This is a genomic window from Aliisedimentitalea scapharcae, from assembly GCF_045277565.1.
Lineage (GTDB): Bacteria > Pseudomonadota > Alphaproteobacteria > Rhodobacterales > Rhodobacteraceae > Aliisedimentitalea > Aliisedimentitalea scapharcae.
Window position 1 is genome coordinate 3,034,315 of sequence record NZ_CP123584.1, and the last position, 13,376, is coordinate 3,047,690.

The window sequence follows — 13,376 nt, forward strand, 5'->3', positions numbered from 1 at the left end:
TGCCCGCATCCCCCGGGGATGTTTCCGGCAAGAGCAAACATCAGACCGGTTCCAGCGACGCTTTGGCCTGATCCAGAATACGTTTGGCCTCGGACCCTTGCAGGCGGGCAATGTCATCCTGGTATTTCAGGATCGCGCCCAATGTGTCGGCGATCACCTCCGGGCTGAGCGTCACCACATCCAGCGCCAACAGGCAATTGGCCCAGTCGATGGTTTCGGCCACTCCCGGTTTCTTGAACAGGTCTTCGGTGCGCAGGGATTGGACAAAAGCCACCACCTCGCGGCTCAGCTGGTCCGAGGCCGCTGGCGCGCGGGCGTTCAGAATGTCCACTTCGCGCGCGAAATCGGGATAATCCACCCAATGATACAGACAGCGCCGTTTCAATGCGTCATGCACCTCGCGGGTGCGGTTCGAGGTTAGGATGACAATCGGCGGTTCGGCGGCCTTGATCGTGCCCAGCTCCGGGATGGTCACCTGAAAATCGCTCAGCGCTTCGAGCAGGAACGCCTCGAACGGTTCATCCGTACGATCGAGCTCGTCGATCAGCAGCACCGGCGCACGTCCCTGTTCGTCCGGCTGCATGGCCTGCAACAACGGGCGGCGCACCAGAAAATCATCGCTGAACAATTCGGCCTGCAACGCGGCCCGGTCCGCGCCGCCTGCCGCCTCGGCGGTGCGGATGGCGATCATCTGAGCCGCAAAATTCCATTCATAGACAGCCGACGACGCATCCAGCCCCTCATAGCATTGCAACCGGATCAGGCGGCGGTCCAACCCGGCGGCCAGCGCCTTGGCGATCTCGGTCTTGCCCACGCCCGCTTCGCCCTCCAGAAACAGCGGCCGCCCCAGTTTGAGCGACAGGAACACGACCGTGGCCAGCGCCCGGCCACAGACATAATTCTGTTCGTCCAGCATCTGCTGCACGGCGTCGATGGATTGTGGTAGCTGCATGTGCCCTCCGTCCCGGTTGCCGTATCAGCCCATGCACACCCCGCAACGTCAAGCCGGGTCATCACGTCACTTGCGCACATCCCGGTCAGACAGGACCCGTTGTCCCACCAGCAATGAAACAATCTGCCTAAAGATTGACGGAATCCGCCGAAAATGTAATGAATTGGGAAACAATAATCAGGTATCCACCGCTGTGAACGGGTGGGGCCACAAGGCGGAACGAGCAATGCCCAGATTGACGGCCCGCACGGGCAGGAAATGGTTTGGAGGTGCGGCATGCGCATCACCGCGGTAACATGTGTCAAGAACGAAGGGCCGTTCCTGTTGGAGTGGATCGCCTATAACCGCGTGATCGGGGTCACCGATTTCCTGTTTTATTCCAATGATTGTTCGGACGGGACAGACCGTCTGTTGGACACGCTGGCCGACCGTGGTCTGGTTCAGCATCTGCCCAACCCGGCCCAAGGGCGCAATTACCAGATGGAGGCGCTGAAGGACGCGCGCAAGCACAACGTGGTGGCGAACGCCGATTGGGTGTGGATTGCGGATGTGGATGAGTTCCTGAACATTCATGCGGGCGATCACACTATCCCGGCCCTGATCGCCGCCTGCGGGGCCGAACGCCAGGCCATTTCGGTGAATTTCCAGTTTTTTGCCAATGACGACATCGACGCGTTTGTCGATGAACCGGTGATTGCCCAATTCACCCGCTGTCACAATCCGGACTTGTGGTGTGGCGAATCCGCGGTCGAAGTCAAATCCCTGGTCCGCCAGGATTTTCCGCTGCAATATTATGGGGCGCACCGGCCGTTTTTCAAAGGCAACCTGGCCAAGAAGAAACACCCCAGCTGGTCGGATGCCTCAGGGCGCGATGTCCCGCATCGCTTTCTGGTGGCGGCCAATCCGCGCCGGATCCGCAAATTTCCCGCCCGTGGCAGTCGTGCGTTTGCGACGTTGAACCACTATGCGTTGCGCTCGCTCGACAGCTATCTGGTCAAAAACGACCGCGGCGACGTGAACCGGGAAAACCGCGCCTTTGACGACACCTATTGGCGCGAACGCAACGACCCCGCCTGGCAGGATCCGTCGATCCAGCGGATGCTGCCCGCATTGGAGGCCGAATTGGCCAGGCTGAAATCCGACCCCGAGATTGCCGCCTGCCATACAGAGGCCGTGCAGCTGCATCTGGCCAAACGGGACGAACTGATGGCACAGCCGACCTATCAGGAGATGCGCAGACAGCTGAAGCATGCCTCCAAGATGCCCCCGCAGGAAGAAGCCCTGTTACGCGATTTGGGCCTGATGGACGAGGCAGCCCCGGCATGAGCATTCAGGTGGTCAATCTGGGTTTGCCGAAATCGGGCACCACCACCTTGGCCCGCGCTCTGCGCGAGGCGGGATACGAGGTGGCCGATCATCGCTTTGGCCGCAAGGCGCTGCCGCATCCGACGCTGCGCATGGCCTTTGTCGCGGAGCGCATCTATCAGGGCTATTTCGAAACCGGCGATCCGATGGCGCGGCTGATCGGCGTCGAGGCCATTTCCGAAATGTCGATGCTGCGCGGCGACAGTTCCCTGTGGCCACAGATGGATTTCGCCCTGATCCTGGCAATCAAGGCGCATCATCCGAACGTGAAATTCCTGGCCTCGCGTCGCGATGCATTCGCAATGTCCAAATCCATGCTGGCCTGGTCCAACCTGGGCACCACGCGCCTGCCGATGGCCCAGATCCCGGGGCTGCCAGCGGGATATGGTCAGACGACCAAGGAACGGATGCAGTGGATTGACGGGCATTACACCGCGCTGGCAGCGTTTTTTGCCGGGCGAGACGACTTTTTGGAATTCGAGATTTCAGACCCCGACGCACCCCACCAGATCGGCGCGTTTCTGGGACGCGACCTGCCCTGGTGGGGCAAATTGAACGCCAATCCGATCCTGACCACAGACAGCGACCCGGCCCGTTCACAGGACAGCGCACAGGCCAGTTCACAGGCCAGTTCACAGGCCAGCTCACAAGAAGGCGTGTCATAACCCATGCGGATTTACCTTCATATCGGTCTGGAACAGGTGGGCGCGGACTGGCTGCAAAAAGTGCTGGATGACAAGCGCGAGCAATTGCGTGGCAAGGGCATTCTGTTCCCCCGCGCGCCGGGGGCCAAGAACCACACACGTCTTTATATGGCGGTCACCGACCCGGACCATGTCGATCCCCTGCGGTTCAATCGCGGCTTCATTGCCGCCGACAAACAGAAAATGTTGCGTGAAAAGCTGGCCGAAGATCTGGCGCGCGATGTGGCGCAATACAAACCCGACACGCTGATCCTGTCGACCTCGCAATTGTGCACGCTGCACCGCGAAAGCGAGCTGGAACAGCTGCACGACCTGCTGGAACCACTGTCCCCTGACATTCGCATCATTGCCCATGTCGACGAACAGGCCCGGCTGCTGGCGCGCCATTATGGCGCTCAGGTCATGGAGGGGCGCGCCGCGCCGCTGACGCGCGATCTCGCTTTGGCCGGTGATGACAATTGGTGGGAGGCCTGCCTGGACACCTGTGGTCCCATCGACCCCGCGGCGGGTCTGTTCGAAGAAACCCAGGGCGCGCCCTATTGGCTGGATTACCCGGCCTTGGTCCGCCACTGGGAGAGCGTCTTTGGCTCCGGTACGGTGACCCTGCGCCCCTATGATGCGGACCGGTTTTATGGCGCAGAGGCCACCGAAGAGCTGCGCGAGATGTTTGACATTTCCGACACCATTGGGCGCGCCGTTCCGGCCCGCCGTCCCACCGATTTCCCGGCCGCCTGGGTGGCCCGAGGGCGGCAATTGAATGACCTGCTGCTCACGGTGCTGGCCGGGCGCAAATACATTCTGCCCCGCCCTCTGTGGCGCAGCTTTCTGAACGAAATTTCGCTGGACGGTCCGGCCATCGACGCCGGCGCGCTGCGCGTGGTGAGCGATCATTTCGCTGACATCAACGCCGATCTGATCGCGGACCACCCGACGCTCGCTCCCTCTGTGTTTGCGGCTGACCCGGGCGCGGATCCCTGGACCGAATGTGATCCCGGCATGGGGTATCGGGCCTCGCAGTATCTGCTGGCGTTTCTGTTTCGCATCCAAAAGGCCACTCGCGAGGAACGCAAGACCAAGGGCGCTGATCTGGCCAGGATGCAGCCTCCCATCCGCGCTGAGAAATCGGCTCAACCGGCCCCACCCCCGCCGGAAAGACACCGCGCCCCCAACACCCTGTCGCCAGCCGCCCAAAAGATCCTGCCGCCTTTGGCCGTCAAGAATTTCGAGATGCTGCAAACTTCGTCGTTCAAACCGCACAACAAACTGGGCGCTGTGAACGAAGAAGAACTGGCCGCCGCCTATGACGCCGTGCCGATGCGCACCCTGCCCGACGGGCACAGCGGCAATGTCATTGTCGGCTGCATGAAAAACGAAGCCCCCTATATCGTCGAATGGATCGCCTATCACCGGGCCATGGGCGTCGACAATTTCCTGATCTACACCAATGACTGCACGGACGGCACCAGCGAAATTCTGGACCGCCTGCAGGACATGGGCATCCTGCAACATCGCAACAACGACAATTGGAAGGGCAATTCGCCCCAGCAATACGCGCTCAATCAGGCGCTCAAGGAACCGGTGATCAAAAACGCCGACTGGATCATCCATATCGACGTGGATGAATTCATGAACGTGCGCTGCGGCAATGGCACGCTTCAGGATTTCTTTGATGCGGTGCCCGACGCCACCAATGTGGCGATGACCTGGCGGCTGTTCGGCCACAATGGCGTCACCCGGCTGGCGGACGAATTTGTCATCGACCAATTCGACACCTGCGCCCCAAAGTTCTGCCCCAAACCGCATACAGTCTGGGGGTTCAAGACCATGTTCCGCAATATCGGTGCCTATGAAAAGATCAGCTGCCACCGCCCCAACAAGCTGGACCAAGGGTTCAAGAACAAGGTGAAATGGGTCAACGGATCCGGGCGCGACATGACCGGGGAAGCCGCAGAAAACGGCTGGCGCAGTTCCAAGAAATCCATTGGCTATGATTTGCTGCAACTGAACCACTATGCCCTGCGCAGTGCCGAAAGTTTCCTGATCAAACGCCAACGCGGTCGCGCGCTGCATGTGGATCGTTCGATCGGGATCAATTACTGGATCCGCATGGATTGGTCGGACTGGCGCGACATCACCATCAAACGCAACCTGCCGCGCCTGCGGGCCGAATATGATCGGTTGATGGCCGATGATCAGCTGCGGTATTGGCACAACAAGGGCCTGGCCTGGCACCGGAGCAAAGCCGATGAGCTGCACGGGATGGAGGAATTCCGCGAGCTGTACGAACAGGCGCTCAAAATCGACCTGACCGAAACCGAACGTGTGGCCTACGCGCTCGCGCTTGACCTGGAGAGCTGACTTTTGCCTGACACCAGCACCAAGACCCCCACTTTTCGTGACAAATCCTATATCGAATCCCGGGGCATTCGCTTTCCCAAAGACGGGGTGTTCATCACCGGCCGGATCCGCGGGTCGCTCCGGTCTGGCGAATATGAGGCCAAAGAGGCAGCCGCCGTGCTCAAGGCCGTGCAGGACGGTGATACCGTCATGGAGCTGGGGGCCGGCGTCGGCTTTATTTCGTCCCTGGTTGCCATCCACAAAAACGTCAAGGCAGTCCACGCCTTTGAGGCAAACCCGCAGCTGATCCCCTATATCAAAAGCGTCTATGCTGAAAACAACATCACCAACGCCCATATCCACAATGCCATTCTGGGGCCGGAAAAAGGCACGGCGACCTTTTTTGTGCGCCAGAACTTCCTGTCCTCCTCCCTGACGCGAGAGGACGCCGACGGCGTGATCGCCGAAGAAACCATTGAAATCCGCGAAACCCGGGCGACCTCACAGGAGATCCGCCCCGATGTGTTGATCTGCGACATCGAAGGGGCCGAACAATTTGTCATTCCGGATATGGACCTGTCCAGCGTCCGGGTCGCAATTCTGGAACTGCATCCCCAATGGATCGGGTCAAAAGGTGTGGCAGCGGTCTTTCAGACAATGATGGCGGCCGGGCTGGTGTATTTCCCGAAATGGTCACACGCCAAGGTCGTAGTATTTAGAAGAGATTGGTAAGCCCGTGAACATCCTTGCCGTTCTGACCGTACGCAACGAAGCGGCGTTCCTGCTGGAATGGCTGGCGCATCATCAGGCCGTCGGGTTCACGAATTTCCTGGTGTTTTCAAATGATTGCCAGGATGGCACCGATGTGATGCTGGACCAATTGCAAAGCCTGGGTCATCTGACCCATGTGCGCAATGACGGTCCCTATGAACAGGGCGGCATCCAGTTCACCGCGCTGAAACGGGCCTCTCGGATGAAACCGGTGAAACACGCCGACTGGATCCTGCCGCTGGACGTGGATGAATTCGTCAATATCCATACAGGTGACGGCACCGTCCAGGCGCTGCTGGCGGCCCTTCCGGATGCGGATGCGATCACGTTGACCTGGCGATTGTTCGGCAATGCGGATGTGCTGCGCTTTGTGGATCGCCCCATCACCGCGCAATTCACCAAATGCGCCCCCGAGATCCTGTATTGGCCGTGGCGGGCGGCGATGTTCAAGACGCTGTATCGCAATGATGGAACCTATGGCAAACTGGGCGTGCACCGGCCCCGATCACCGGATCAGGACCGTCTGGAAACCTGTCGCTGGTTCGACTGCGCCGGGCGCGAACTGGACCAGCAATTCCGCACCAAACGGATCTTCTCCAACTATGGCCGCCCCAATTTTGACCTCGCCCAACTGAACCACTACCCGCTGGGATCAATGGAAAGTTACGTGCTCAAGGCCGATCGCGGGCGGGCGGTGCATTCGGACCATCTGCTGGATGTGGATTATTGGGTCGAACGCAATTTCAACGGCGATACCGACACCAGCATCACCCGCTACGACGATGCCCGTCGCGCAGGTGTTGCTCAGCTGATGTCCGACCCGGAGCTGTCCCGCCTGCACACCGCAGCCGTGGCCTGGCGCCAGGCCCGGTTTCTGGCGCTGATGGAGCAGGAACCCTATCGCGCCCTGTTTGCCCGATTGATGATGACCCCCCCGTCGCGGCCCATCAATGCAGCCACGGCCCAGACCCTGACCGGTTTTGCCAACCTGGGACGGCGCAAGGCCAACAACAGCTGATCCGCGGCCGTTACCGCGCCTGATATCTCCCGCCTGATGTGTCCCACCTGATGTATCCCGCACCAAAATGCTCCTGATCGATGGGCTCCCGCCCGCCCGGCCTGCATCACAGATGCCGGCCGGGCCGTTGGGCGTGGCATCGCACAGGCCAGCCTGCGCGATGCGGGCGCATCACCAGAGGCCGGCCCGACCCCAGAGACACGCCGGGGCAGCATCTGTTCGGCGATCTTTTACAACACTCTGATCGGCGATCCATTCGGGGGCAGCAGTCCGATACGCCCCCGCCCCGGTTCCTCTATCGGTCCCTCCACCGTCCTTTCCCCTGGCCGATGTCGCTGCCCCCTCCCCTTGCCCGTGTCGCTTGCCCATGTTGCTGCCGGTAAAAGCCCGAAACCGGAACCATTTCTTTCCCATTTTGGCCTCATTCTGGATTTAGATCTGATCCCAGCAACCAGCCCGTCCAGTGGTTGGAGCCTTTGAGGATTGAAACGATGCAGGATGGATTGAACGCCTTGGATGAATCGCTTGCCGACCTGAGTGTCAGCGAGTGGAAAGCCCGTATGGCGGAGCTTGCCGAAGAACACGGCATGTTTCAATCTTTGGGCGACAAGCATTTTGCCAGCTTCATTGACCAGAACAACACGCTGCTCGTGACCTTTGAAACGGTCCAGGGAATCCGCAATCTGTCGGAGCTGGCCCAGCCATTGGGGTTTGATCTGGTCAAGACCAGAGGCTGGTCCCATCTGTGTTTCGTATCGGACGGCGATACCTGGTTTCGGGACAATCGGATCTATGGCTTTTTTGACCAGCTGATCGACGATGGCTTCTTTGAAGACTTTGACAATGTTGTGTTTTATGGAGCTGGCCCCTGTGGCTATGCTGCGGCCGCGTTTTCCGTGGCCGCCCCCGGTGCCACGGTTGTTGCCATTCAGCCCCAGGCCACGCTGGACCCGCGCATGACCGAATGGGATGACCGGTTCATCGAAATGCGCCGCACCGATTTCACCAGCCGGTTCGGCTATGCCCCCGACATGCTGGACGCGGCGGACCGGGCCTTTATCCTGTATGATCCGCGCCAGGATCTGGACGCGATGCATTCGGCCCTGTTTGACCGCCCCAACGTCGAACGCCTGCGCATGCCCAACATGGGCGCGACCCTCCAGACCCGGTTGATCGACATGCAGATCCTTTATCGGGTGTTGTCGCTTGCAGGGTCGGGGCGGCTGACCCGCACGGCCTTTTACAAATTATATCGCACCCGTCGTGACAATCTGGACTATCTGCGCGGGCTGATGTCGGTGCTGGACGGCAATGAACGCCCCTATCTGAACATGTTGCTGTGTCGCAATGTGACCTCGCGCATGCGGGCGCGCCGGTTCCGTCGTCGCCTGGTCGAGCTGACCCAACAGGCAGAGGCAGGTGATTTCACCCCACCGCCTCAAGTCAGCTGACCACAGAGAGAGACGCCATCACAGCCCTCTGGAGATCGCCGGAGAGTCTCAGCCGGTCTGGAGCAGCCTGAGACGGACATGGTGACGCCAGCGATAGATGACCCACGCCCAGGCTGCGACCAAAGGCGTCGACCACCCTGCGTCAATCTCGATCCGATCCAGCAATCGGGACCCCAAGGGATCTGGATGCACCTGGAGACTGTGAACCAGCCGGTGCACCCCAAAACCATCCTCGTCAGATGTCATGCAGCGTGTTTTGGGATCACAGGACACCACCCGCATGCGATAGGGCATCCGGGGGAAAATCCCGAATACGGAAATCGCCACGTCGATGACCTGCCCGGCCTGCACCGGCCCCGACGGCAGATGATCGAACTGAACCCAGGGTTTGGTCACCGCATCCAGCGTGTCCAGATCCGTCACCAGCGCAAACAGGCGGTCGGGATCAACCGGATATCTGTGTTCGAATGTCAGGGTCCTGGGCATGTTTTTCCTCGCCCTTGCAACCTGCCCTCTCGATCCGCCGGACGAAACCGCGCATTTTGCCTCGCCCGATGCAAAACTTGCCGTGCCGGGGGCAAAATTTTCCCGGCCGGGGGCAAAATTTGCCGGGCAGGAGACCGCCGGGGCCCGCATCCCCTCTTTTCCGGCAGCACGGTCCATGCTAGGGGCAGCGCATGACCCAGACCCTGACAATCCGCCGCCCCGACGACTGGCATCTGCACTTGCGCGATGGCGCGATGTTGCAGGCCGTTCTGCCCGAAACCGCCCGCCATTTCGGGCGCGCCATCATCATGCCGAACCTGGTGCCCCCCGTGGTCACCGGCGCGGATGCGAGCGCGTACCGTGACCGCATCCTGGCGGCGCTGCCTGACACCATGCAGTTCGAACCGCTGATGACGCTGTATCTGACCGAAAACACAGACCCGGCGGATGTGGCCGCAGCCCATGCCAGCGGGCTGATCAAGGCGGTCAAGCTGTACCCGGCCGGGGCCACCACCAATTCATCCTCGGGCGTGGCCAATTTCGACAAGGTCCGCGGCGTTCTGGAAACCATGGCCGAAATCGGTCTGCCCCTGTGCGTGCATGGCGAAGTCACCGACGCCGAGATCGATATCTTTGACCGCGAAGCCGTGTTCATCGACCGCATTCTGGATCCACTGCGCCGTGCCACCCCGGGTCTGCGCGTGGTCATGGAACATATCACCACAGCCAACGGTGTGGACTATGTGAAATCCAACGCCGCCGATCTGGGCGCGACCATCACCACGCACCACCTGATCATCAACCGCAACCACATTCTGGTTGGCGGGATCAAACCACATTACTATTGCCTGCCCGTTGCCAAACGCGAAGAACACCGCCTGGCGTTGCGCGCCGCTGCCACCTCCGGGGACGCACGGTTTTTCCTGGGCACCGACTCGGCGCCGCACACGGATCCGAACAAGGAAAGCGCCTGTGGCTGCGCCGGCTGTTTCACCGCGACCAACACCATGTCGTTGTTGGCACATGTGTTTGACGAAGACGGCGCACTGGATCAGCTCGAGGCGTTCGCATCGCTCAACGGTCCAGCCTTCTACGGCCTGCCAGTGAACCAAGGCACCCTGTCCCTGACCCGGACTGAACACCCGGTGCATGTGCCCGAAAAAATCGAAACGGGGGACGGCCCGGTCACTGTCTTTGACCCTGGCTTCCCTGTGCATTGGCACGTCACCGCCTGACGGTGGAAAATTCTTGCAAAGAATTTTACCAAGGCTTTTAGATAAAAGCCTTGGCCCCCGACACCGGTCCACGCAAAGACCCGAGCAAAGGATAGCCCCATGATCCCCTCCTCCTACCCGTCCCGCGAAGAAATCGCCCGCCTGTCCGCCCGGATGTTGCTGGAAATCGGTGCCGTGAATTTCAACACGGACACGCCCTATATTCTGGCGTCGGGCCTGCCATCGCCCAGCTATATCGACTGCCGCAAGCTGATCTCCTATCCGCGCATTCGCAGCACGCTGATGGATTTCATGACCGTCACCGTGATGCGCAATGCCGGGTTCGAGGCGTTTGACAATATCGCCGGTGGCGAAACTGCGGGCATCCCTTTTGCCGCCCTGGTTGCCGAACGCATGGCGCTGCCCATGACCTATGTGCGCAAGAAGCCCAAAGGATACGGCCGCAACGCCCGGATCGAGGGCGCAATGAGCGAAGGCGAACGGGTGCTGCTGGTCGAAGATCTGACCACCGATGGCGGATCGAAACTGTCCTTTGTCGATGCGATCCGTGAAACCGGCGCCACCTGCGGACACACGGCGGTGATTTTCTATTACGACATCTTCCCTGAAACCACCAAGACCCTGGGCGACCATGGCGTCGAACTGCATTACTTGTGCACCTGGTGGGATGTCCTGGCCGAAGCCCGCGCCCAAGCGGCATTCAGCGTTGACACGCTGGACGAGGTCGAAAAATTCCTGCGCGATCCCCGTGCCTGGCAGGACGCCAACAAACCGGCCTGACCCCAGCCGTTGACCTAACGGAAGCCTTTTCGCTCCGACCGGTCAAACCCGAACATCACAACAAGATATTGACGCCAGACACCTTTGGGCGTCAATATCATGTTGGACGGACGTTATTCACAGCCTGTCCCCAGAAAACATACAATTTGCCCGTGGCCCGTCGATTGAGCTAAGACAGCGGCCTATGCGGGATGGGTTAACGGGGGCAAAGAGAGCAGCAATGAACGAGATCACCAGTTTCGACGGCAACCAGCCACCTCTGCCCGCAGAAAGCACCGAAGCCGCGACCCTGCCCCATTCGGTCGAGGCGGAACAACAGCTGCTGGGCGCGATTCTGACCAACAATGACGTCTATGACCGCGTCGCCTCGATCATCAATTCGGGCCATTTCTATGACCCGGTTCACGCGCGGATCTATGAAATTGCCGCCGCGCGGATTTCCAAGAACGCGCTGGCCTCGCCGGTCACGCTCAAGGCGTTCATGGAAGACGACGAGGGTCTCAAGGAACTGGGTGGTCCCGCCTATCTGGCCAAACTGGCCGGTGCCTCGATAAGCGCCTTTGCGGTGCGCGACTATGCCCAGATGATCTATGATCTGGCGATCCGACGCGAATTGATCGGTCTGGGCCAGGAGATTTCCGGCAAAGCGCGCAAGGTCGACGTGGCATCCGAGCCACGCGAACAGATCGTCGAGGCCGAACAGGCGCTGTATCAGCTGGCCGAACAGGGTCAGACCGAAAGCGGGTTCAAATCGTTCCTCAAGGCCGTCACCGAAGCGGTCAATGTCACCAACGAGGCCTATCAACGTGGTGGCGGCATGGCCGGGATTTCCACCGGTCTGGCCGATCTCGACAAACAGCTGGGTGGCTTGCACCCCTCGGATCTGTTGATCCTGGCCGGCCGTCCGTCGATGGGGAAAACCTCGCTCGCCACCAACATCGCCTTTAACGTGGCCAAGGCCTATAAACGTGGGGCCAAATCCGATGGCTCCGAAGGCGCGGTGGATGGCGGCGTGGTCGGGTTCTTCTCGCTCGAGATGAGCGCCGAACAGTTGGCGGGCCGGATTCTGGCCGAAGCCTCGGAAATTTCCAGCCACAAGATCCGCCAGGGTGACATGACCGAAGGCGAATTCCGCCGCTTTGTTCAGGCCGCCAAGGATCTCGAAGCCTGTCCTTTGTTCATCGACGACACCCCCGCCATTCCGATTTCGCAACTTGCGGCGCGGGCGCGACGCCTGAAACGGACCCATGGGCTGGATCTGCTGGTGATCGACTATCTTCAGCTGTGCCGGGGCATGGCCGAAAACCGCGTCAACGAAATCGCCGAGATTTCCATGGGCATGAAAGCGATCGCCAAGGAACTGAACATCCCGGTCATCGCCCTGTCCCAGCTGTCGCGCCAGGTGGAGAACCGCGACGACAAACGCCCGCAGCTGTCGGATCTGCGGGAATCGGGGTCGATCGAACAGGACGCCGACGTCGTGATGTTCGTGTTCCGCGAAGAATATTACAAGGAACGCGAAAAACCCGGTGATCACGAGGTCGAAAAGACCGAAGAATGGATCCAGGCCATGGAACGCCTGCACGGCAAGGCCGAGGTCATCGTTGGCAAACAGCGTCACGGTCCCATCGGCACCGTCGAGCTGTCGTTCGAAGCGCAGTTCACCCGCTTTGGCAACCTTGCCAAACCCTGGCAGCAGGGCGAAGACGGCGGGTATTGATCCGCCTCGGACGGCCGGGAGGCTCCACACCGAATGTGACGCACTGTCACCCTTGATTCCAAGCTCCTCCGGGGGCTTGAATTCCTTTGAAAACGACAAAGACCGGTCACTTCAAAGGATTTCCAATGAGCATACAGGATTTCATGCAGGCCTATCAGCGGGTCTGGGAGGCGCAGGATTCCCAAGGCTTTGCTGCCCTGTTCACACCAGACGGGCAATATTGGAACACCCCGTTTCAGGTCCAGACCGGTCCCACCGAATTGGCCCGCTATTGGGACCGGATCAAACTGCAGCAGGATATTACCCTGACCCCCAGGGTGCTGGCCGAAACCGAAACGGGTGGCGTCGGTCATTGGAATGTCACCTATCAGGTCGCCAGCGAAGAGCTGTTTCAGATCTGGGCCAAATCCACGGGAACCGGCCTGCCCGACCGGCAACCCGGTGACCCTCTGCCCCGGATGGAACTGGATGGGACCTTAGTGGCGGAATTTGACGCCGACGGTCTGGCGACCTGTGTGCGGATCTGGTGGCACTCCAACGCCACAATGCCGACCTAG

12 protein-coding genes are annotated in these 13,376 nt (G+C 60.3%); 10 read left to right on the forward strand and 2 right to left on the reverse strand.

What is annotated here, in order from left to right:
- Nucleotides 1-40 precede the first annotated feature (40 nt).
- Nucleotides 41-952: a MoxR family ATPase gene (locus QEZ52_RS14190; RefSeq protein WP_406645050.1), complete on the reverse strand. Its 912-nt coding sequence runs from the start codon at nucleotides 950-952 to the stop codon at nucleotides 41-43.
- Nucleotides 953-1,228: 276 nt separating this feature from the next.
- Here QEZ52_RS14190 and QEZ52_RS14195 point away from each other — a divergent pair, with 276 nt between their 5' ends.
- The 6 genes from QEZ52_RS14195 (at nucleotide 1,229) to QEZ52_RS14220 (ending at nucleotide 8,598) form a co-directional block, all read left to right on the forward strand.
- Entirely contained in the window at nucleotides 1,229-2,278 is a 1,050-nt protein-coding gene (locus QEZ52_RS14195) for a glycosyltransferase family 2 protein (RefSeq protein WP_406645051.1), read from the forward strand.
- Nucleotides 2,275-2,982 carry a hypothetical protein gene (locus tag QEZ52_RS14200; protein ID WP_406645052.1) on the forward strand — a complete coding sequence of 236 codons (708 nt, stop codon included), beginning with the start codon at nucleotides 2,275-2,277 and terminating at the stop codon, nucleotides 2,980-2,982. Before QEZ52_RS14195 ends, QEZ52_RS14200 begins: the two co-directional genes overlap by 4 nt.
- 3 nt (nucleotides 2,983-2,985) lie before the next feature.
- Complete coding sequence (locus tag QEZ52_RS14205; protein ID WP_406645053.1) at nucleotides 2,986-5,379, forward strand: glycosyltransferase family 2 protein; 2,394 nt, start codon at nucleotides 2,986-2,988, stop codon at nucleotides 5,377-5,379.
- A gap of 3 nt (nucleotides 5,380-5,382) precedes the next feature.
- Nucleotides 5,383-6,090, forward strand: coding sequence for an FkbM family methyltransferase (locus tag QEZ52_RS14210; protein WP_406645054.1), 708 nt, complete (start codon nucleotides 5,383-5,385; stop codon nucleotides 6,088-6,090).
- Between the two features lie 4 nt (nucleotides 6,091-6,094).
- On the forward strand, nucleotides 6,095-7,147 hold the full coding sequence (locus QEZ52_RS14215) for a glycosyltransferase family 2 protein (RefSeq protein WP_406645055.1): 1,053 nt from the start codon (nucleotides 6,095-6,097) through the stop codon (nucleotides 7,145-7,147).
- A gap of 491 nt (nucleotides 7,148-7,638) precedes the next feature.
- Entirely contained in the window at nucleotides 7,639-8,598 is a 960-nt protein-coding gene (locus QEZ52_RS14220) for a phosphoadenosine phosphosulfate reductase (protein ID WP_406645056.1), read from the forward strand.
- Between the two features lie 48 nt (nucleotides 8,599-8,646).
- On the opposite strand, the gene QEZ52_RS14225 is transcribed toward QEZ52_RS14220, so the two are convergent.
- Nucleotides 8,647-9,084, reverse strand: coding sequence for an SRPBCC family protein (locus QEZ52_RS14225; RefSeq protein WP_406645057.1), 438 nt, complete (start codon nucleotides 9,082-9,084; stop codon nucleotides 8,647-8,649).
- Nucleotides 9,085-9,275: 191 nt separating this feature from the next.
- Here QEZ52_RS14225 and pyrC point away from each other — a divergent pair, with 191 nt between their 5' ends.
- From pyrC to QEZ52_RS14245, 4 genes are all read left to right on the forward strand, one after another.
- A complete protein-coding gene (gene pyrC, locus QEZ52_RS14230; RefSeq protein WP_406645059.1) occupies nucleotides 9,276-10,319 on the forward strand; it encodes a dihydroorotase in 1,044 nt (347 codons plus the stop codon).
- A 99-nt stretch (nucleotides 10,320-10,418) separates the two neighbouring features.
- On the forward strand, nucleotides 10,419-11,099 hold the full coding sequence (locus QEZ52_RS14235; protein ID WP_406645060.1) for an orotate phosphoribosyltransferase: 681 nt from the start codon (nucleotides 10,419-10,421) through the stop codon (nucleotides 11,097-11,099).
- Between the two features lie 220 nt (nucleotides 11,100-11,319).
- Nucleotides 11,320-12,819 (forward strand): replicative DNA helicase, encoded by a 1,500-nt coding sequence (locus tag QEZ52_RS14240; RefSeq protein WP_406645061.1) that lies wholly within the window; start codon nucleotides 11,320-11,322, stop codon nucleotides 12,817-12,819.
- Between the two features lie 125 nt (nucleotides 12,820-12,944).
- Nucleotides 12,945-13,376, forward strand: a complete 432-nt coding sequence (locus QEZ52_RS14245) for a YybH family protein (RefSeq protein WP_406645063.1) — start codon at nucleotides 12,945-12,947, stop codon at nucleotides 13,374-13,376.

Coding starts and splice junctions, on each gene's coding strand:
- QEZ52_RS14190 (WP_406645050.1), bottom strand. CDS start 952: ATGCAGCTACCACAATCCATCGACGCCGTGCAGCAGATGCTGGACGAA.
- QEZ52_RS14195 (WP_406645051.1), top strand. CDS start 1,229: ATGCGCATCACCGCGGTAACATGTGTCAAGAACGAAGGGCCGTTCCTG.
- QEZ52_RS14200 (WP_406645052.1), top strand. CDS start 2,275: ATGAGCATTCAGGTGGTCAATCTGGGTTTGCCGAAATCGGGCACCACC.
- QEZ52_RS14205 (WP_406645053.1), top strand. CDS start 2,986: ATGCGGATTTACCTTCATATCGGTCTGGAACAGGTGGGCGCGGACTGG.
- QEZ52_RS14220 (WP_406645056.1), top strand. CDS start 7,639: ATGCAGGATGGATTGAACGCCTTGGATGAATCGCTTGCCGACCTGAGT.
- QEZ52_RS14225 (WP_406645057.1), bottom strand. CDS start 9,084: ATGCCCAGGACCCTGACATTCGAACACAGATATCCGGTTGATCCCGAC.
- pyrC (WP_406645059.1), top strand. CDS start 9,276: ATGACCCAGACCCTGACAATCCGCCGCCCCGACGACTGGCATCTGCAC.
- QEZ52_RS14235 (WP_406645060.1), top strand. CDS start 10,419: ATGATCCCCTCCTCCTACCCGTCCCGCGAAGAAATCGCCCGCCTGTCC.
- QEZ52_RS14240 (WP_406645061.1), top strand. CDS start 11,320: ATGAACGAGATCACCAGTTTCGACGGCAACCAGCCACCTCTGCCCGCA.
- QEZ52_RS14245 (WP_406645063.1), top strand. CDS start 12,945: ATGAGCATACAGGATTTCATGCAGGCCTATCAGCGGGTCTGGGAGGCG.